Source organism: Caldimonas brevitalea (assembly GCF_001017435.1).
GTDB lineage: Bacteria > Pseudomonadota > Gammaproteobacteria > Burkholderiales > Burkholderiaceae_C > Caldimonas > Caldimonas brevitalea.
In genome coordinates this window covers 4,952,239-4,971,033 of the sequence record NZ_CP011371.1, presented here as the reverse complement: position 1 = coordinate 4,971,033, position 18,795 = coordinate 4,952,239, and the positions used below count along the sequence as shown (strand labels likewise).

The window sequence follows — 18,795 nt, the reverse complement described above, 5'->3', positions numbered from 1 at the left end:
TGACGTCGTTTTATTCTGAGAAAAGGCGCTTGCTGTTCGGTTTGAAGTCGCCCTTGGGCATCAGCGGCATGTCATAGCTCACGTGCTGTGGCCCGGCGAAGCTCTTCTTCCCGGCATGCACAGTGATCTTGCCCGGGCACTGCGTGACTATCCCGTTAGCGTCGATAGTGATACTCGCGCCGCCGGCGGTTGCAAGCGTGATCTTCTTCACCGCGGCCCAGTCGATGTGTGCGTTTTTGCTCTTGATGTCGATCTGCTGGTGGGCCGCCACTTGCAACGCATCCGCCTGCGCTTGTACGTCGATGTTGCCTTGCCCGGCGACCAAGGTCAGGCCCGTGCCGGCAGCGCCTTGGCCAGCCTTGACGCTGCCCGCCAGCACCCCGATCGCTTGCCCGGTGTGCAACCGAGCTTGCCCGCGCACGGCCACGTGTGTGTCTTGCCCGGTTGCGAGGTGTACCGTCTCGGCGGCTGACATCTGCAGGTCCTGCCCCGCACTGAGGGCCAGGCCAGCTTTGGCGGCCACTGCGACAACCGGGTCGGTGGTGTGCGGTAGCTTCTCTGGCTTAGCTTGGGTGTGCTTCTGTGCGGCGTCGTTCAGCGCGCTGTCGTAGTCCAACTGCGCTACTGTCCCGCTGAGGGCGGTGTGCAGGGCCCTCAGCGGTGCTGCCTCCGCGTCAAGCGAGCTGCTGTTGGGCTTGATGCTGCCCATGTGCCCCGCCTGTTGTACCGTTTGATGTGTCTTGGCCGCCTCGCTGAACGTCTGCGACAACTGATGAGCCTGCTTCGCCAGCGCCATGCCCGGGGCATCATCACCGGCAGGAGCCGCGGCCGATGTCCCAAAACTGCTCAGCAGCACACCACGACCCCCTTGGATCGCCCCGTAGGCATCTGTGCGCAGCTCAAATCCGGTCCCGCGGAAGCTGCCGCGGTGGTTGTCGGCCTGGTGCAACAAGTGGCCGAGGTTCAGCCAGGTCGCGTACTGGCTGTTGCCCGCCTGCACGCGCAGCTGACCGTCGCTGTCGTCGAAGACCAACTGGTTGTAGCCCTCGCCGCCGAACTCCTTGGTCTTGACGCCGCTCAATGCCGCGGCGTTGCGCTGATGATCTTCGGCCGCGGCGGCACCGTGCCAGGCCGGGCCCTGACCGCCCGCCAGGTTGCCTTGGCCGCTGGGCCCATGATCAGTGGATTGCCCGAACACGCCGGTGTCGGTCTCGGCTGCGGCACCGCCAGGCGTGGCGGGCACACCGCCTTCGCCCCGGCCGTTGTAGAACGCGGCCAGCACCACCGGGCGGTCGATGTCCAGCTCTTCGAAATCCACCAGCACTTCCTGGCCGATGCGCGGGACGAACTGAGCCCCCATGCCGGGCCCTGCATACCGCTGCGCCACACGCACCCAGATGCTGTGGTCACTGCTGCCGTCGCCGTGGTGGCCCGCAGCTTGCCAGTGGAACTGCACGCGCACACGCCCGAGCCGGTCGGTGTAGATCTCGTCAGCGCCTTGCGGCTGTGTGTTGCCCTCGGGGCCGACGACGACTGCGCTTTGCGGGCCGTGTACGGTCGGCTTGGGATTGAGGCGGGCGCCCGTCTCGTCCACCAGCATCGGACGCCAGGGGCGCTGCGCCGGCAGACACTCGAATTCGTTGGCGTAGCCACTCGTCTGCACTTGCGCACGCAAGGTGTCCGACAGCTTGACCCCGTCGAGTTGCAGCTCGGCTTGACCCAACCGGGCCGCAATGCGGTCGTTGAGATCTTTGGGCAGGTTGTTGATGCCGGCCTGCCGCACGGCCGTGACGGTGTAGCGTGTGTCCTCGCCGGCGGCGAGCGGCGCGCCGCGCAGCGAGAATTGCGTGCCGGGCCGCAGGCTTCGCACCGTCCCCTCGCCCACATAGCGCTGACGCCGCGCCTCGTGCGCTTCCAGCAGCCGGCGGCTGTAGTGCTCGCTCGCGAGAGCGGTCACCCCGTTGTGGTGGTCGACACCGCCGCTTGCGTCGTAGCTCTCGACGTGCGGCGCATTCTTGCCCCCCACCGCCCCCAGTGTCGGGACGCTCGCGCTGCGGCCTGATTTCGCACCGTAGTGCCACGCCTGCAGTGTGAAGGTGGCGGGTGCCAGGCGGTGCCATTGCGCAAACTGCTGCACCGCGTCGCTGTCTTCCTGGCTGCTGGCCCGGTGAAAGCGGATGCCGCCGTCGCGCTTGCTGCTCAAGTCTTCTGGGAGGCGGGCGCTGTCGGAGAAGAACAGCACCCGGTGACCGTACGGTGCCGCTTCGTCCTCTTCATAGCACCAGCCGATGCCCTCTTCCGCGAGGATGCGGCGGATGAAGTCGTAAGCGGTTTCGCGGAACTGGTTGCAATAGTGGCGCGGCGGCACTTGCGCCAGGTCGCTGCTGACCTCGTCCGACCACCGCCACGCGGCGACGCTGCTGTGCGCCGCGAAGATCGACTCGACAATCTGGACGACGGTCTTGTCGATAAAGCTTTGGCTGCGGCGCTGCAGCTTCAGGACGGCCAGCCAGGGGCGGATGATGAGCTGATACCGGGCCAGACCGCCGTCAGATTGCAAGGTGCCCGCCTGCATCACGATACCGGTGCGCGTGGCGCGACTGCCATCGGCGAGGGAGACGGTCAGCACGGCGCGTTGGCCGAGCAGTTGGTCGAGGGGGATGTGTGCGTCCACGCTGAGCGCGGTCACGCGATATTCAAAGCTGTCCGACAAGCCTTCGTCGGCAACCCAGGACTCCACCAGCAGCCGGTCGACGGCACCGCCGCCGCTCAACTCGAAGAGTCGCGTGTCCGAAGTCAACGTCACGCCGAGTGCGCGAGCGATGGTGTTGAGCGCAGCCGGCGCGCCTAGCGACCCACGGAGCATCACCCCTCCCATGTTCTGTGGCCGCCGATCCAGCGGTCAGCCTTTTCGTGAGCCGCAAGTCTCGCATACCCCTGCAAGCACCCCAACCACCCGGGTGGGGGTGCCGTCACAGTAGCGGCTGTTGTTACAGGCCGACGTTACTAGCCGACATGGCGGCCCAGTACGCCACCCTCGACCGCCCTCGGTCCTGTTACGAGCACCGGCTGGCGGCTTAGGCGGCCGAGTACACCCAGCGCCGGCAGCAGCACCCTGACGGTGTGCGGGCGAGGATGATGCCCGCGTGAGGCCGGTCCTCGAGGGCAGGCTGCAAGGCGGCAATGAAGCTGCCTACATTTTCTTCGTTGAATCGGCGCGCACTCTCGCCAGAATGCGACCACCGCCTTCTTGGCGACAGGCCGCTCGCGCAGACCCTCATGACCTCCCCCCATCCCGTGCCTCCTGAGCCGCCGGCCGCGCCGAAGAACGGCACCAGCCCGAGCCCTGCGCCTCTAGACGACGCACGGCCGACCCTCACGATCCGCGCCGCACATAGCGGCGACGCCGTCGCACTCTCCGGCTTGTTTGCCGAATGGGACTACCCCCGCACGCCGGAGTTCGTGCGCCTAAGCCTGGCACAACTGCGCCCCGAACAGGATCAGGTGCTGGTCGCGCAGCGCGGCGGCGCCGTGATCGGCTTCATCAGCGTGCACGTGCTGCCGACGCTGCACGATGCCGGCGTGCTGGCGAAGATCACCGGGTTTGTGGTCACACAGGTTGCGCGCCGTGGCGGTGTGGGCCGGGCGCTGCTGCACGCGGCCGAAGCCTGGGCCGCGGGGCGCGGCGCTACCCGCATCGAGATCATCAGCGGCAACCGGCGGACAGAGGCCCACCGCTTCTACCAGGCGCAGGGATACGCCGGAACCGACCAAACACGCTTCTTACGCGCCCTCGGGTGAGCTGGCCGCCCAGACGCGCCATGCCACAGGAGCGGCGTGTCGCGAAGGCGACACCTTAGATGTGAACAATCGCAGGGCGGCGCGGGCCGGCGCCCCTCTTTGTCAAAATCCTCGCCGGTTTTCTTACAACTTAAGTTGTTTGCAAGCTTCTGAAGCACACCGAAGACCCTCTGGTCGGCAGAAAATCCGATTTCTTAACCCCCCCGTTCAAGAGGGGCGGGAAGGCCCCATTGCAACAGTTCCAAGCGAGTCGTAAGGCGACAATACGTCCAGCGCAAGACCTGCTGGACACACAACAAGCGGGCGATGGGCGTTAGGAGAGTGAAGAGACAAGAACCGTAGCACCTGTGACCCTATGGGCGAGCAGGCGCTCGGGTGCGTGCGTGAGGACTGCCGTCGCGACCAGGCCCATCCGGTGCAAGTCGCCGGCGTCGCCGTGGCTGCAGTCCCTCGCGATCGTCATCGGGTTCTGTCTCGTTGTGCCTGCGCAAAAGGCAAGGAACAGGGCCCGGCCTTGCACCGCACAGTGTTGCGGGCGAGGCCTTTGTGGGCATGAAGGAGTAGTTTCGAATGGATCGCCGTCAATTTGTCAGCCGGCTCACCGGTGCCGCGGCCGCATTGGGCGCAGCCTCCTGGGCCACCAGCAGCCGCGCCGCCGATGAAGGCCTGTCGGCCAACCACATCACCATCGGCAGTTCGATGGGGCTCACGGGCATCCTGGCCGGAACCAGCGCCGAACACGTCATCGGCATCAAGGCTGCCTTCGCCACGGTGAACCGCAGCGGCGGCATCCACGGCCGCGAGTTGCGGCTGCAGACGTTGGACGACGGCTATGTGCCCGCCCGCACGGCCGCCAACGTCAAGCAGATGCTCGACGGCGGTCAGGTGTTTGCGCTGATGTCCATCACAGGCACGGCCAACAACGCCGCCGTGTTGCCGATGGTCGAGCAGCAGGGCGTGCCCTTCGTCGGCCCCATCACCGGTGCCAGCTCGCTGCGCACGGCCAACCAGCGCTTCACCTTCTACGTGCGTCCCAGCTATCAGGACGAAGTGCAGCGTGTGGTGCCCCAGCTGGTCAACATGGGCTTGCAAGGCATCGCCATCGTCTATCTCGACAACCCCTTCGGCAAGGAAGTGCTCGAAGCGGCCCAGCGCACGCTCGTCAGCAACAAGCTGCAGGCCGCGGGTGCCTTCCCCCTCGCCCTCGACGGCAGCAACGCCGCCCAGGTCGCCCAGCAAGTGCTCGACGCCAAGGCGGGTGCCGTGCTGATGGGCACCACCGGCTCGGTGACGACCAAGGCCGTGCTGGCCTTGCGCGCCAAGGCCGCGGCGCTGCCGCTGCTGGGCGTGTCGGTGGCCGTGCTGCCGTCCGAGTTGCCCAAGCTCGGCGCAGCGGCCCAAGGTATCGGCCAGGCGCTCGTGTTCCCCGACCCGTTCAGCGCCAAAACGGGAGCCACCCGCAGCTACCAGGCGGCGGTGCGCGCCGCCAAGCTCGACGACATCGGTGGCGGCGGCCTCGAAAGCTGGATCAACGCCCAGTTGCTCATCGAGGGTCTGCGCCGCGCCGGCCGCGACGTGACCCGCGACAAGCTGCGCAGCGCCCTCGCCAGCATCCGCCAGATGGACGTGGGCGACTTCACGCTCGGCTTCCAGGGCAGCGCGCCCTTCGTCGCGTCGAACTCGATCCGTATCGGCGTGTTCAGCGGAGACGGGCGCTTGCGCGCCTGACGTATCGCGGCGGCCTGCCATTGCAAGGCAGGCCGCGTCGCAGCAGACCGCTGTGCCGCGGTGCTGCAGCACCGCCGTCCATGACGCCCGACCTCTGTGGAGGTCGGGCGTTTTCGTTTGCAGCCTCGGCACAGCGAACGCGTCGAGCACCGTCGCGCATGCTTGCGCAAGGCGCCGCTGCGCGGCCTCGATGTCCCAGCGGGACGCGGCCAGGCGAGTGCTCGCTCCGGGGCAGTACTTTCCCGACCCTCAGCGATTTTTAAGCGACGGTTCAGCGTTTGAACCCTACAGTTGCGTCCGAATTGAGATCGCCCCCGACAGAAGTTCACACCGAGGAGACAGATCCGTGCGGCTATTGCTCTGGTACACGCGGCTCGTCGATGCCATCAACGACGGGTTTGCGTGGATCGCCCAGTGGGCGGTCATCGCGTCCTGCTTCATCAGCGCCGGCAATGCCGCCATCCGCTATTCCTTCAGCTACAGCTCGAACGCGTGGCTGGAAATCCAGTGGTACTTGTTCGCCGCCTGCGTGATGTGCGGTGCCGCCCAGGTCCTGCGCCTCAACGAGCATGTGCGTGTCGACGTGTTCTATGGCCGGCTCAGTGGCCGCGCCAAGGTCTGGGTCGACCTGTTCGGGCTAGTGTTCTTCCTGGTGCCGGTGATGGTCGTGATGTTGATCTATTCGGTGCCGATGTTCATTCAGTTCTTCAACAGCGGCGAGATGTCGGGCAACGCCGGTGGGTTGATCCGGTGGCCGGCCGTGCTGACGCTGCCGCTGGGTTTCGGTCTGGTGCTGCTGCAGGGCAGTGCGGAAATCATCAAGCGCGTGCTGTGGCTGATGAACCGCTATGAGATGAACACCCACTACGAGAGGCCGCTGCAATGAGCATGGAGAACTTCGCCCCCCTGATGTTCGGGGGCCTGATTCTGATCATGCTGATCGGGTTTCCGGTGGCCTTCTCGCTCGCGGCGCTCGGGCTGCTGTGCGGGTTCATCGCCATCAACATGGGCTGGTTTCCGGTCGCCTTCATGGCCAACCTGCCGCTCAACGTCTTCGGCATCCTGTCGAACGACCTGTTGCTGGCCATTCCGTTCTTCACGTTGATGGGCGCCATCCTCGAGAAGTGCGGCCTGGCCGAAGACATGCTCGACTCGATGGGGCAGCTGTTCGGGCCGATGCGCGGTGGCCTTGGCTACTCGGTGATCATCGTCGGCTTCATCCTCGGTGCGATCACCGGCACCGTCGCCGGCCAGGTGATTGCGATGGCGATGATCTCGCTGCCGGTGATGATGCGCTACGGCTACAACATGCGCTACGCCACTGGCGTCCTGGCGGCCTCCGGCACGATCACCCAGCTGGTGCCGCCGTCGCTGGTGCTGGTGGTGCTGGCCGACCAGCTCGGCCGCCCGGTGGGCGACATGTACAAGGGCGCCTGGGGCCCGTCGATCCTGCAGGTGGTGCTGTTTGCGCTCTACACCTTCTTGCTGACGCGGCTCAGGCCCAGCTACCTGCCGGGCGTGCCCGTCGAGGCGCGCACGCTGCACGGCTGGCAGCTCTGGAAAAAGTGTTTGCGCGGCATCATCCCGTCGGCGATCCTCATCTTCGCCGTGCTCGGCAGCATGGGCGGGCTGCCCGGCATCACCACGGCAGTGGCCACGCCGACCGAAGCCGGCGCGATGGGGGCCGTGGGGGCCTTCATCCTCGCGGCCATCCACCGGCGCCTCAACTGGGCGCTGGTCCGTGAGGCGATGGCGGGCACGATGCGGATCACCGCGATGGTCGTGTTCATCCTGATCGGCTCGCGGGTGTTCTCGCTGGTCTTCCAGGGGGTCGACGGCGCCAAGTGGATCGAGCACATGTTGTCGAGCCTGCCGGGCGGGCAGGTCGGCTTCCTGATCGTCGTCAACATCTTCATCTTCTTCCTGGCGTTCTTCCTCGACTTCTTCGAGATCGCCTTCATCATCCTGCCCATGCTCGGCCCGGTGGCCGAGAAGATGGGCATCGACCTGGTGTGGTTCGGCGTGATGCTCTGCGTGAACATGCAGACCAGCTTCATGCACCCGCCGTTCGGCTTCGCGCTGTTCTATCTGCGCGGCATCTCCGACACGCTGTTCAAGAACGGCAGCATCCCGAAGCGGGTCGAATCGAGAGACATCTACCTGGGTTCGATCCCCTGGGTCGTGCTGCAGCTGGTGCTGGTGGTCATCGTCATCTTCGTGCCGCAGACCGTCACCGTGTTCCTTCCGAAGGAAGAGGCTGTCGATCTCGACAAGGTGAAGATCGAGGCGCCCGTGGATGACCCGTACGGCCCCGAGAACGGAGCCGAAGACGACGCGATGCGCGGGTTCGAGCCCCCGGCGGCCGAAACCGACCCGGCCGCCAGCGCGGCCGAGGCCGTCGAGGCCGCCGCCTCTGCACCGTGAGGCAAGAGCAGGAGCGCAGGGTGTCCGACCTTACCGCCGCAGCGGCCGCACAACCGGTCGCACAACCGGTCGCACAACCGGTCACACAACCGCTCGCACAACCGGCTGACCATCTGGGCCCCGCCGCGGCCGCCTGTGAGGGGCCCGCGTTCCCGCGCGCGATCAAGGTGCTGGCCGGGGTGCTGTTGCTGGCCATCGCCTGGCAGGCCGGCCTCGCCGTCGACACCCTGCTCAGTCAGCGCTGGCCGCTTTCGATGCAGCTGTTCGTCTTGCTCGTCGCCGCCAGCCTGGTGGTGGCCTACGGCGCCTTGCTGCAAAGCCGCACCCGCATCGACGCCACCCACATCCGCCAGACCGGGTTGTGGACCAAAGAGGTGGCATTGGCCGATGTGGTGCAGTTCAAGTTCCTCTACGTGCCTTATCTCAGCTGGCTGATCGTGCCCCGTTTGATGCTGAAGCTGCGCACCGGCCGCCGCGTGGTGGTCCAAAGTGCGGACCAGGAGGTGTTGCGCGCCTTCGCGCGGCTCACCTACGGCGCGCTCTGGGATTGAGCGCCTTGGCGCCGGTGCAGGGTGGGCAACGCAGTGAGTCCTGCCTCACCCCCTGATTCCGGGCTTGCCCCGGCGCGCCGGCCTGTGTCATTGTTCCGTGCGGGGGACACCCCGACCCGAAACCACAGGCCATAGAACTGATGTCGAACAACGAAAAGATCGCTTCGGAGTTGGAAGACGTGACGCGCGCGGCGCGGGAGCTGGGCAGCCTGCTGGCCACGCTGGGCCTGTTGTGCAGCCAGATCGTCGGGCTCGCCGGCCGCGGCGCCGAAGCCCTGGCGGCCGACCCGGCCGAGGGGCCCGCAGCGGGCGCGCAGTCCTTGCTGCCGCTGGCGCGGGCGGCCCACACGCTGGCCGCGGTGGGTTGGGGGCGGGCCAGTGTCTGCGGTGACCGTATCGACGCGCTGGCGGCCGACGCGCCGCTGAAAGACAGTGCTCCCCCCGAAGTCCAACAACTTGTCGTGAGCAAGCTGCGCCAAGCCGGGGCCGATGCCCGGGCCACCTGCTCGACGCTCGAAATGGCCGGCCAAGCGCTCGAGCGCGCCATCGACCTGCTCGAAGGGCGGGCGAATGGCGATCCGGCGGCCTGGCAGGCCAGCCGCGAGATCTTCGAAGGTGTGATGGCACGCCTGGGCAGCCGGCCCCGTAGTGGCCCGGGCCCTCTTTAACCCGAGGCGGCGGCAAGGCGGTTCGATGGCGCCCGTGGGGCGGCGTCGCGTTTTGAAGCGGTGACGTGTGGGTCCGAGCTGGTCGTTTGCGCGCCCGCGCCGCCGGGGCGTTGGACGCGGCGACGGCCTCGCACGATGGACGATCGGGTGGCCCCCGAGCGGCGGCCCCGACCCCTCAATCCGGATAGACCTTCCAGTGCGGCGGCAGGCTCAACCAGTCTTCCTTCTTGGCATGCGTGAGGGAATAGGTCGGCGCGGGCAGACCTTGATCGGCAAAGCAGCCACCCGCCACCCCGATCAGCTCCGGCAGTGTCGAGACCAACCAGAACAGCGTGGTGCCGCAGGTCGGACAGAAGTGGCGGGTCTGCTCGTGCTGCTGCGCCACATGATGGAAGGCATAGACCTGGGTGGGCCCGCTCGTCTCGACCACGCTGCTTTTCGGGAAGTACGACGAGATGCCGAACGCGCTGCCGGTGCGGCGCTTGCAATTGGTGCAATGGCACACACCATGCATCTCGGGCGCACCTTGCAAGGTGATGGACGCGAGGCCGCAAGCGCAACGAGCTGTTCTTTGCATCGGGCAGGCACCGGACGTGTGGAAGCGGTGGGCGGAGACAGGCGCTTCGAACCCTGGTCGCGCCAGCTTACACGCGGCGCGCGGCCCGGCCCCTGCGGCACCGCCGAACGGTTGCAACTGACGGTACCTGTGGCGCAGCAGCGGCGAGGGCCTCGCGATGTCTAGGCGGCACTGCAACCAAGCTGCCTGCCGGGTTCACCCCTTCAATAAGAACTCCAGCAGCGCCCGCGCCAGCGGCTCGGGCTGCTCTTCCGGAATGTTGTGTCCGCAGTGCTCGATCTGCACGCCCGACAGGTCGTCACACAGCGGCTGCAGCTGGCGATACAAGCTGTCTCCCACCACCCCGCCGGCAATGGCGAGCGTGGGCTGCACCAGCCGGCGCGACGACACCACCGCCTCGATCTGCCGTGCGTTCAGCGCAAACGCACGGTAGTGCTCGAAGCCGCCACGCAAGGCTTCGACTCCCGCATAGGCCTGCGTATAAACAGCTTGCGCCGCCGGGTCGACCGCGCGGTGCCCCGCAGCCCGTGCGCTGAAGAACCAGCCGAGATACTCGGCTTCGCGGCCGGCCAGCACCTGTTCGGCCAAACCGGGCACCGCATGGAAGCCGAACCACCAGGGCGGGCCGCTGGCCAGAAAAGCTTCGGCCCCGGGCAGGGACCCCAGCAGGGCCTCCATCAGCGCCAGCCTGCGCACCCGTGCCGGGTGCCGCATGGCGAGCATCCAGGCCACCGGTGTGCCGAGGTCGAAGCCGACGACATGCGCCTCAGGAATGTTCAAGGCATCGAGCAGCTGGGCCGCGTCCTCGGACAGATGGAAGAGGTCGTAGCCGTGGCTCGGCCGCTCGCTCAGCCCAATGCCGCGCAGGTCGGGTGCAATCACCTGGTAGCCGGCCGCCGTCAGCATCGGGGTGACCAAACGCCACAGGTGCGACGTGAACGGCCAGCCATGCAGCATCAGCACAGGGTGACCGGTGCCCGCCAGCATGACATGGAGGCGGATGCCGTTGGCCGTGACGAGGCGCGGTTCGAACCAGCTGGTCGAGGGGGTAGCTTGCATGGCGTTTCCTTCAAATGACGCTATGCTGACCCTCAGACATTGCGGTATCAATCAGATACCAGCAGGTGAGTGGATACCAGGAGGAAACCACGATGGCGCGGAAGCTGCCCCAGGGCCCTTTGTCGGCCAGCTGCCCGACCCGGCTATTGCTCGATCAGATCGCCAACAAGTGGGCGGTGCTGGTGCTGATGGCGGTGCGCGACGAGCCGGTGCGCTTCAACGAACTCAAGCGCACGGTCGAGGGCATTTCACAGAAGGTGCTGGGGCAGACCCTGCAGCAGCTGGAGCGCAACGGGCTGGTCGAACGGCAGGTGTGGAGCCTCAAGCCCATCGCCGTCGCCTACGCCATCACGCCGCACGGGCGCGGTCTGGCGGAGATCGTCGAGCAGCTGCGGGCCTGGGCGGTGCAGACCCTCGGGCGGACGCAATCGGCCCAAGCGCGCTTCGATGCCCGGCAGGCGAGGCCGCCGTCGGTGCGCGTCCACCGGGCTTGATTCCCTTGCGCGACCAGGGGCGTGCGCGGCCCCAGCCCCTCGCCGCTGCACGACGGCGCGGCCTGCTGCATTCGCGACACCTCGGCCTGCAAGCTGCCGGCACCGCAACATCGTGCCCCGCCGAATTGCTGCGTGTCGTTCAGTCCAGCCGCCTCGAGCGTGGCACGAACGCTGCATCGGCAGCGCACCACATCCCGCTGCTGCACCACCCATGACCCTTCCCACCACCCGTCTCGGCCGCACCGACCTCACCGTGTTGCGTCCCGTGTTGCGCACCACGACCGTCGGTCTGCCGACCGACGAGGCCGGCATCGACTTGATCGACACGGCCGATGTCCATCCGCTCGGCGGCGCCGTGCGCTGACCCGCCCCCCACCGAGCTGGTGCTGCCCATGGCCATCCTGCATGTCTACGCGCCGTTGATCGTGCCCGACCTGGAGCAGGCGGTGTCTGCCTTTGCACGGCTGCGGCCCACGGTGCCCGTGCTGCGGTTCACGCATCGCGGGCTCGAGGCCGCGCTGGCCGGCGGCTTCTGGCTCATGTGCGGTCGGGCGGGCCTGTTGGGCTCGCGGGCCGAGATTCACACGATTGCGGTGGTCACCGACCTGCAGGAGATGCAGCAGACGCTGCTGGCGGCCGGGGCCCGCATCGTGTTCGGCCCCTACCGCATCAGCACCGGGCAACACCTGGCGGCGCGCCTTCCATCGGGAGACGTGGTCGAGTACCTGCAGTTCGGGTGGCTGCGCCTTGCGGCGCACTGAGCCGCGGGCGGAAGCAGCAACGGTCCCGTTCGGCTGCCCCGACGGCAGCAGACGGTCGCGCGGTCTTGAACACCGTCCCGTCTTGTTCGGCCGCGCATGAACCGCGCGCCCCTGGATACTTCAGCCCTTCGATCCGACGTCACGAACCTTGTGCGAGGAGATCCCTTGGAACCGCAGCCCCACCCCTCGACCCCGGTGCGCCGCAGCATGCGGCTGGTGCTTCTGAACGGCCGCGATGAGTTGCTGCTGATGAAGGTCGCACTGCCGGACCGGACGTTCTGGTGCACGATCGGCGGGGGGATGGACGCGGGCGAGACGCCTCAACAGGCCGCGCGGCGGGAGCTGCGTGAAGAGACCGGCTTGACGGACCGGGACGTGGTGTGGGGCCCGCCGGTCTGGTATGGCGAACACCGGCTGCAGCGCGATGGCGTGCTCACGCTCCACCAGGAGACCTTCCTGTTGGTGCGCACGGTCTGCACCGATGTGTCCACCGACCGCATGACCGAGCAGGAGCGGCAGGTGGTCAAGTCGTTCAAGTGGTGGTCGCTGGCGGCGCTGAAAAAGACCCGCGAGTTCGTCGTGCCGCCCAGCCTGGTGCGGCACCTCGAACCCCTGCTGGCGGGCGCCATTCCGAGCCACACCCTCCAGATCGACCTTGGCAATGAGCGCCGCCCGGCGTAACGGTTACGCCTGAAGGCTCGCGTAGGCGCCGCCGCGCCTGCGGTGTTGTCGGCTTCGTGCCCCACGCCCGGCCCCGGGCGTACGGCAAGCCTGTTGATGTGGGTCAAAGGTCGCGACAAAGGCCTTCCGTAAATTAGGTGCATCCCAAATGCACCTTTAATCCCCACGGAGCGTCCCATGACCCAAGCCCTCTCGCACCCCACGATCGACGTGCGCGTCATCCCCCCTCGCGAACGACACCCGCTGATCTTCGGCACCTTCCACAGCCTGGCGGATGGCGCTGCGATGGAGATCGTCAACGACCACGACCCCCGACCGCTGTACTTCCAGCTGCAGGAGATGCAGCCGGGGCGGTTCACCTGGGACACCCTGGAGTCGGGCCCGGACGTCTGGCGCGTGCGCATCACCAAGCGGGCCGCTGCCGCCAGCGAAGGTCGCTGCTGCGGCGGCTGCGGCGGTGCCTGAGCGACCGTCTTTTCCTCCTACAACCACATCGGACATGCCATGAAGAGCACCAACAGGCTGTGGCGTTGGCTCGGCCTCATCTTCGTCCTGTCGTTCGGGGCCCTCGGGTACCTCGGATGGCAGATTTATCTCTTTGCGCCTCCCATTCCGAAGTCGGTCCAGACGACGGGAGGGGAGGTGCTGTACACCGGCGACCAGATCCAGCGCGGCCAACAAGCCTGGCGGGCGGCCGGTGGCCAGCAACTCGGCAGCGTCTGGGGGCACGGCAGCTATGTCGCCCCGGACTGGTCGGCCGACTGGTTGCACCGTGAAGCCGTGGCGCTGCGCAAGATCCTCGTCGGGCAGCAGGCCCTGACCGAAGAAACCGCCGCGGCGATCGACGCCAAGGTCAAACGCGAGATGCGACGCAACACCTACGACGACCTCAGCGGCGCCGTGAAGGTGTCGCCCGAACGTGCCGCGGCGATCCGCGAGGTGGCGGCGCACTTCGACGGCCTGTTTGGCAGCGAGGCGTCGCTGGCCGCGCTGCGCGAGCAGTACGCGATGGGCGATGGTGTGCTGCCCGAGAAGGCGGACCGCCAGGCCCTCACCGCGTTCTTCTTCTGGTCGGCCTGGTCCGCCAGCACAGACCGTCCGAGCGAGGAAGGCCTGTCGTACACCAGCAACTGGCCGCATGAGCCGCTGGTGGGCAACACGCTGACCGGCACTGCGGCGATGTGGTCGATGGCCAGTGTGATCCTGCTGCTCGCCGGCATCGCCGCGATGTTGTGGCTGCATGCCCGCGGCCATGGCGAGGAAGAAGCCGAGGTGCCCAAGACCGATCCGCTGCTGGGCGTCAAGGCCACGCCGTCGATGAAGGCCACCCGCAAGTACTTCTTCGCGGTCATCGGCCTGATCCTGCTGCAGATCGGCATGGGGGTCATCACCGCCCACTATGCGGTCGAAGGCAAGGCGTTCTTCGGCATCCCGCTCGCCGACGTGCTGCCCTACGTGAGCACCCGCACCATCCACACCCAGGTCGGCATATTCTGGATTGCGACCGCCTGGTTGGCCACCGGTCTCTACATCGCCCCGCTGCTTGGCGGCCGCGAGCCGAAGCTGCAGAAGCTGGGGGTCGATGCGCTGTTCTGGGCGCTCATCGTCGTCGTGCTCGGGTCCACCGTCACCGGCTGGCTCGGGACCCTGCAGCACCGCGGTGTCGACTTCGCGTTCTGGCTCGGCAACCAGGGGCTGGAGTTCACCAGCATGGGCCGTGTCTGGCAGTTGCTGCTGTTCGTCGGCCTGCTGTTCTGGGTGTACCTGCTGGGCCGTGCCCTGTGGCCGGCGCTGAAGACACCCTCGGAGACCCGCGGCCTGATCGCGATGGTGTTCCTGTCGGCGACCTGCATCGGCGGCTTCTACGCCACCTCGCTCACCTGGGGCCAGCACACGCACTACTCGATGGTCGAGTACTGGCGCTGGTGGCTGGTGCACCTGTGGGTGGAAGGCTTCTTCGAAGTGTTCGCCACCGCGGTCATCGCCCTCATCTTCACCAAGCTGGGTCTCGTGCATGCCGCAAGTGCCAACCGGGCCATCGTCGCGGAAACCATCGTGTTCCTGTTCGGCGGCATCCTGGGCACGCTGCACCACCTGTACTGGACCGGCACGCCCACCTCGGTGATCGCCGTCGGTGCGGTGTTCTCCGCGCTCGAAGTGGTGCCCCTGACCCTGATCGGCCTGGAAGCCATGCAAACTTGGCGCCGCTCGCAGTCGGTGGCCTGGCTGCAAGCCTACAAGTGGCCCATCCTGTGTTTCGTGGCCGTCGGCTTCTGGAACACGGTCGGTGCCGGCCTGCTGGGCTTCGCGATCAACCCGCCTGCTGCGCTGTACTACGTGCAGGGCCTCAACATGACGGCGGCCCACGGCCACGCTGCGCTGTTCGGGGTGTACGGCATGCTGGGCATCGGGCTGATGTTGTTCTGCCTGCGTGGCCTGTACGAGCGTTCGCTGCATGCCGACCGGTTGATCAAGCCCGCCTTCTGGGCCTTCAACGGTGGCCTCGCGATGATGGTGTTCATGTCGCTGCTGCCCGCCGGCATCTACCAGGCCTACGCGGCCATCACGCAAGGCCTGTGGTACGCCCGCTCGCCCGAAGTGATCCACGGCAGCGTGATGGAGACCCTGGTGTGGCTGCGCGTGCCCGGTGACATCGTGTTTGCGGCCGGTGCGGTGTACCTCGCGCTGTATGCGCTGAAGCTGCTCCGGAAGCCCGCGGTGACGTCCGCCCCCGTGGGCGCCTTGCCGGTCAAGCCGTGACGGCAGCAGGGGCGGAGCTCGGCCTCGCCCCTGCCTCGTGTCGGCGGCCCTCGAACTTTCGATGCCGTCGCCACTCTATCTAGATCTCCTGGAACGCCGCTTGCGGCGTTTGTTTCACCTCTGCACCGCATTGCTCACCGTGAAACTCACCGCCTTCACCGACTACAGCCTGCGCGTCCTCATCTATCTGGCTGCCCACCCGGGCAAGAAGGCCACGATTGCCGAGATCACGCGCGCCTTCGGCGTCTCGGAACACCACCTCGTCAAGGTGGTTCACTTCCTGGGCAAGAAGGGCTGGATCACGACGGTGCGCGGCAAAGGAGGCGGCATGACGCTTGCCACATCGGCGCAGGCGATCTGCGTCGGCCGGGTGGTGCGCGACACCGAAGGCCTGCTCGAGCCCGCGGAATGCTTCGAGAGTGGCGGTGGACACTGCGCCATCGGCGGCTGCTGCGGGCTGAAAGGCGTTCTGGCCGAGGCTGTCCAGGCCTTCTACGCCGTGCTCGACCGCTACACCTTGGCCGATGTCACGCGCAATCAGGAAGCGCTGGCGCAAGTGCTCGACTTCTACCGTACCCTTCCTGCGCCGCAAATGGCGTGAGAACGCACACCCCATCATGCAACCAGCCCCCACGCCGGCCACGTCCGCCGCCCCCTTTCCCTATGAAGGCCCGGAAGCGCTGCGGCAGCCGATCGAAGCCGCACTGCGTCGTGTCGTCGACCCGGAGGTCGCGATGTCGGTGGTCGACGTCGGGCTGATCTATGGCGTCGCGGTCTCCGACCAGTTGGTGCACCTGACGATCACGATGACGTCGCCTGCCTGTCCGGTCACCGATGTCATCCTCGACGAGGTGCAGTCGGAGCTGGACCGGGTCGTGCCCGCCCACTACCAGATCGAGGTCGAACTCGTTTGGGAGCCGCCCTGGACGCCTGACCGCATGAGTGCGAAAGCCAAGGCTTTCATGGGCTGGTGAGGCTGCCGGGAATCGCCACATCATGCCCAGCCGCCCCCCCGTGGCCCGCTTGCTGTTCGTGGGCCTGGTCGCCTCCTCGCTGGTGGGCGGCGTGCTCGGAGGCTTGGTCCGCGCCGGTGTTCTGCTGCCCGGGGCCGTGAGCGGCGGCTGGGTGCCGCATGCCGTGCTGGCCCATGCGTTCCTGATGGTGTCCGGCTTCATGGGCACCGTCATCGGCCTCGAGCGCGCGGTGGCCCTCAAGGCGCGCTGGTCGTTCTGGGCGCCGTCGCTGTCGGCGCTCGGCGGCGTGTGTGCGCTCGCAGGGGCAGGGGCGGCCGCTGCCGCCTTGGCCGTTGCGGCGGCCCTGTTGTTCGTCGGTGTCAACCTGCACGTGGTGCGACGCCACCGAGAGCCGCATACCGTCTTGCTGCTGGTCGGGGCGGTCGGCTGGCTGGTCGGCAATGCCCTCTACGCCGCCGGGCTGCCGGCCGACGCCGTGGTGCCCTGGTGGTTCTCGTTCCTCGTGCTGACCATCGCCGCCGAACGGCTCGAGATGACACGCTTGATGCGACGCCGCGCTGGTGCGGCCGAGGTGTTGTATTTGCTGCTGGGCACGCTGCTGGCCGGGGCTGCGACGGCGTCGTTGGCACCGGCCGCTGGGCAGCTGGTGTTCGGCTTGGCGCTCGCCGGTCTGGCGGTCTGGCTGCTCTGCTTCGATATTGCGCGGCGCACCGTGAAGGCGAACGCGCTGAGCCGCTACATGGCCGTGTGCCTCTTGCTGGGCTACGGCTGGCTGGGGGTGGCGGGGCTGGCGTGGATCGGCGTCGGTCTCGGCCATGCGGTGCGCGATACCGCGCTGCATGCGCTCGCGCTGGGCTTCGTGGTGAGCATGATGCTCGCCCATGCGCCCGTCATCCTGCCGGCCGTCGCGAAGGTCAAGCTGCTGTACGGACCTGTTTTCTACCTGCCGCTGGCGCTGCTCCACCTGTCCCTGCTGGTGCGCGTGGGCGTCCCCGGGCTGCTGCCCGCCGGGGCGATCGGCAATGCGGCCGCGATGGGGCTGTTCGCTGCCATCGTCGCCGGCGCCGCATGGGCCTGGCGCCGCAAGCACTCGTCCACCTCTTCCCTGCGGACTCGACATGCCTCTGCTCACCATTGAAGAACCTCCGCAGACGCCGGTCCGCGGCTTTGCGCTCTGGGCGCTCGGGTTTCGGCCCTTCTACCTGCTGGCCAGTGTCTTCGCGGCGTTGTCCATTCCGCTGTGGGCCCTGCAGTTCTCGGGAATGCTCGGCCATGCGTATCTCAGCGGGCCGCTGTGGCACGCCCACGAGATGGTGTTCGGCTTCACGCTGGCCGTCATCGTCGGATTCCTGTTCACGGCCGGGCGCAACTGGAGCAATCTTCCAACGCCTACTGGCAGCGCGCTTGCGGCGCTGGCCGGGCTGTGGCTGGCCGCCCGGATTCTGGTGCTGACCCCGTTCGCCTGGGCTGCGGCGCTCGCCAACGTGGCATTCCCGGTGGCCGCTGCGGTGGCACTGGCCATCCCGTTCTGGAAGGCCCGGAACCGGCGCAACTACTTCTTCGTCGGCTTGCTGTTGATGTTCGGCGTGGCCGCTGGCGCCTTCCATCTTGCTCAGATGGGGAGGGTGCCGTCGCTCGGGCCCCTTGGCATCCAGGTGGCGCTCGACGTCGTGCTGTTCATCCTGGCCGTGATGGGGGGGCGCGTGATTCCGATGTTCACGAACAACGGGGTGCCCGGTGCCAACGCGATGCGTCAGGCGGGAGTGGAGAAGGCCTCGCTGGGCTTGCTGATCGGCTTGACGGTGGCCGACGCGGCCCGGCTGCCCGAACTCGCCATCGCGACCGTCGCCGGTGTCGCGGGCGTGGCGCACCTGGTGCGGTGGCTGTTGTGGCAACCCTGGAAGACCGGCTCGAAATCCCTGGTGTGGGTGCTCCACCTGGCCTACCTGTGGGTGCCCCTGCATCTGGGCCTGCGCACGCTGGCCGGGCTCGGCGCGGTGCCGCCGTCGGCAGCGGTCCATGCGCTGACGGTCGGCGCCATCGGCGGCCTGATCATCGGCATGGTGACACGGACGGCCAAGGGTCACACTGGCCGCCCCTTGCGCGCCGACGCCGTGGACACCAGCTGCTATGTCCTGGTGCTGCTGGCCGCGGTGGTCCGCGTGGTGCTGCCGCTCGCGTCGCCGGAGCTGATGCTGGCGGCGGTGCTTGGGTCGGCGGCGCTCTGGTCGGCCGGGTTCGGGCTCTACGCGATCCGCTACTTCCCGGTCCTCACCCGGCCGCGCCTCGACGGCAAGCCGGGCTGAGTAGTGGGCTG

19 protein-coding genes are annotated in these 18,795 nt (G+C 67.4%); 16 read left to right on the top strand and 3 right to left on the bottom strand.

Annotation, left to right across the window (positions count from 1 at the left end; all coding sequences use genetic code 11):
• Positions 1–10: 10 nt before the first annotated feature.
• Positions 11–2,866, bottom strand: coding sequence for a type VI secretion system Vgr family protein (locus AAW51_RS20965; protein WP_047198122.1), 2,856 nt, complete (start codon positions 2,864–2,866; stop codon positions 11–13).
• A gap of 413 nt (positions 2,867–3,279) precedes the next feature.
• Here AAW51_RS20965 and AAW51_RS20960 point away from each other — a divergent pair, with 413 nt between their 5' ends.
• The 6 genes from AAW51_RS20960 (at position 3,280) to AAW51_RS20935 (ending at position 9,172) form a co-directional block, all read left to right on the top strand.
• Positions 3,280–3,801 (top strand): GNAT family N-acetyltransferase, encoded by a 522-nt coding sequence (locus AAW51_RS20960; protein ID WP_169788063.1) that lies wholly within the window; start codon positions 3,280–3,282, stop codon positions 3,799–3,801.
• A gap of 570 nt (positions 3,802–4,371) precedes the next feature.
• Positions 4,372–5,529, top strand: a complete 1,158-nt coding sequence (locus tag AAW51_RS20955; RefSeq protein ID WP_047196161.1) for an ABC transporter substrate-binding protein — start codon at positions 4,372–4,374, stop codon at positions 5,527–5,529.
• Between the two features lie 346 nt (positions 5,530–5,875).
• Positions 5,876–6,415, top strand: a complete 540-nt coding sequence (locus tag AAW51_RS20950; protein WP_047196160.1) for a TRAP transporter small permease subunit — start codon at positions 5,876–5,878, stop codon at positions 6,413–6,415.
• Positions 6,412–7,953 carry a TRAP transporter large permease gene (locus AAW51_RS20945; RefSeq protein ID WP_047196159.1) on the top strand — a complete coding sequence of 514 codons (1,542 nt, stop codon included), beginning with the start codon at positions 6,412–6,414 and terminating at the stop codon, positions 7,951–7,953. The genes AAW51_RS20950 and AAW51_RS20945 overlap by 4 nt, the downstream gene beginning before the upstream one ends.
• Before the next feature lie 20 nt (positions 7,954–7,973).
• On the top strand, positions 7,974–8,504 hold the full coding sequence (locus AAW51_RS20940; protein ID WP_047196158.1) for a hypothetical protein: 531 nt from the start codon (positions 7,974–7,976) through the stop codon (positions 8,502–8,504).
• Positions 8,505–8,644: 140 nt separating this feature from the next.
• Complete coding sequence (locus AAW51_RS20935) at positions 8,645–9,172, top strand: hypothetical protein (protein WP_047196157.1); 528 nt, start codon at positions 8,645–8,647, stop codon at positions 9,170–9,172.
• A gap of 175 nt (positions 9,173–9,347) precedes the next feature.
• Here the strand turns inward: AAW51_RS20935 and AAW51_RS20930 are convergent, their stop codons facing one another.
• Both AAW51_RS20930 and AAW51_RS20925 read right to left on the bottom strand, forming a co-directional pair.
• On the bottom strand, positions 9,348–9,749 hold the full coding sequence (locus AAW51_RS20930; protein ID WP_047196156.1) for a GFA family protein: 402 nt from the start codon (positions 9,747–9,749) through the stop codon (positions 9,348–9,350).
• Positions 9,750–9,944: 195 nt separating this feature from the next.
• Entirely contained in the window at positions 9,945–10,808 is an 864-nt protein-coding gene (locus AAW51_RS20925) for an alpha/beta fold hydrolase (RefSeq protein WP_047196155.1), read from the bottom strand.
• A 92-nt stretch (positions 10,809–10,900) separates the two neighbouring features.
• Here AAW51_RS20925 and AAW51_RS20920 point away from each other — a divergent pair, with 92 nt between their 5' ends.
• The 10 genes from AAW51_RS20920 to AAW51_RS20880 all read left to right on the top strand — a co-directional run bounded on the left by AAW51_RS20920 (position 10,901) and on the right by AAW51_RS20880 (position 18,784).
• Positions 10,901–11,302: a winged helix-turn-helix transcriptional regulator gene (locus AAW51_RS20920; RefSeq protein WP_047196154.1), complete on the top strand. Its 402-nt coding sequence runs from the start codon at positions 10,901–10,903 to the stop codon at positions 11,300–11,302.
• 211 nt (positions 11,303–11,513) lie between these two features.
• Positions 11,514–11,666, top strand: coding sequence for a hypothetical protein (locus AAW51_RS30155; RefSeq protein ID WP_157359997.1), 153 nt, complete (start codon positions 11,514–11,516; stop codon positions 11,664–11,666).
• Positions 11,635–12,063, top strand: coding sequence for a VOC family protein (locus AAW51_RS20915; RefSeq protein ID WP_053013817.1), 429 nt, complete (start codon positions 11,635–11,637; stop codon positions 12,061–12,063). Before AAW51_RS30155 ends, AAW51_RS20915 begins: the two co-directional genes overlap by 32 nt.
• Positions 12,064–12,228: 165 nt before the next feature.
• Positions 12,229–12,744 carry an NUDIX hydrolase gene (locus AAW51_RS20910; protein WP_053013816.1) on the top strand — a complete coding sequence of 172 codons (516 nt, stop codon included), beginning with the start codon at positions 12,229–12,231 and terminating at the stop codon, positions 12,742–12,744.
• A gap of 177 nt (positions 12,745–12,921) precedes the next feature.
• A complete protein-coding gene (locus tag AAW51_RS20905) occupies positions 12,922–13,209 on the top strand; it encodes a DUF2249 domain-containing protein (protein WP_047196153.1) in 288 nt (95 codons plus the stop codon).
• A 39-nt stretch (positions 13,210–13,248) separates the two neighbouring features.
• On the top strand, positions 13,249–15,504 hold the full coding sequence (locus tag AAW51_RS20900) for a nitric-oxide reductase large subunit (RefSeq protein ID WP_047196152.1): 2,256 nt from the start codon (positions 13,249–13,251) through the stop codon (positions 15,502–15,504).
• A 61-nt stretch (positions 15,505–15,565) separates the two neighbouring features.
• Positions 15,566–16,105, top strand: a complete 540-nt coding sequence (locus tag AAW51_RS20895) for an RrF2 family transcriptional regulator (protein WP_238947659.1) — start codon at positions 15,566–15,568, stop codon at positions 16,103–16,105.
• A 16-nt stretch (positions 16,106–16,121) separates the two neighbouring features.
• Entirely contained in the window at positions 16,122–16,478 is a 357-nt protein-coding gene (locus AAW51_RS20890; protein ID WP_047196151.1) for a metal-sulfur cluster assembly factor, read from the top strand.
• A 22-nt stretch (positions 16,479–16,500) separates the two neighbouring features.
• Positions 16,501–17,616 carry a hypothetical protein gene (locus AAW51_RS20885; protein WP_047196150.1) on the top strand — a complete coding sequence of 372 codons (1,116 nt, stop codon included), beginning with the start codon at positions 16,501–16,503 and terminating at the stop codon, positions 17,614–17,616.
• Complete coding sequence (locus AAW51_RS20880) at positions 17,597–18,784, top strand: NnrS family protein (protein ID WP_047196149.1); 1,188 nt, start codon at positions 17,597–17,599, stop codon at positions 18,782–18,784. Before AAW51_RS20885 ends, AAW51_RS20880 begins: the two co-directional genes overlap by 20 nt.
• Positions 18,785–18,795: the final 11 nt, after the last annotated feature.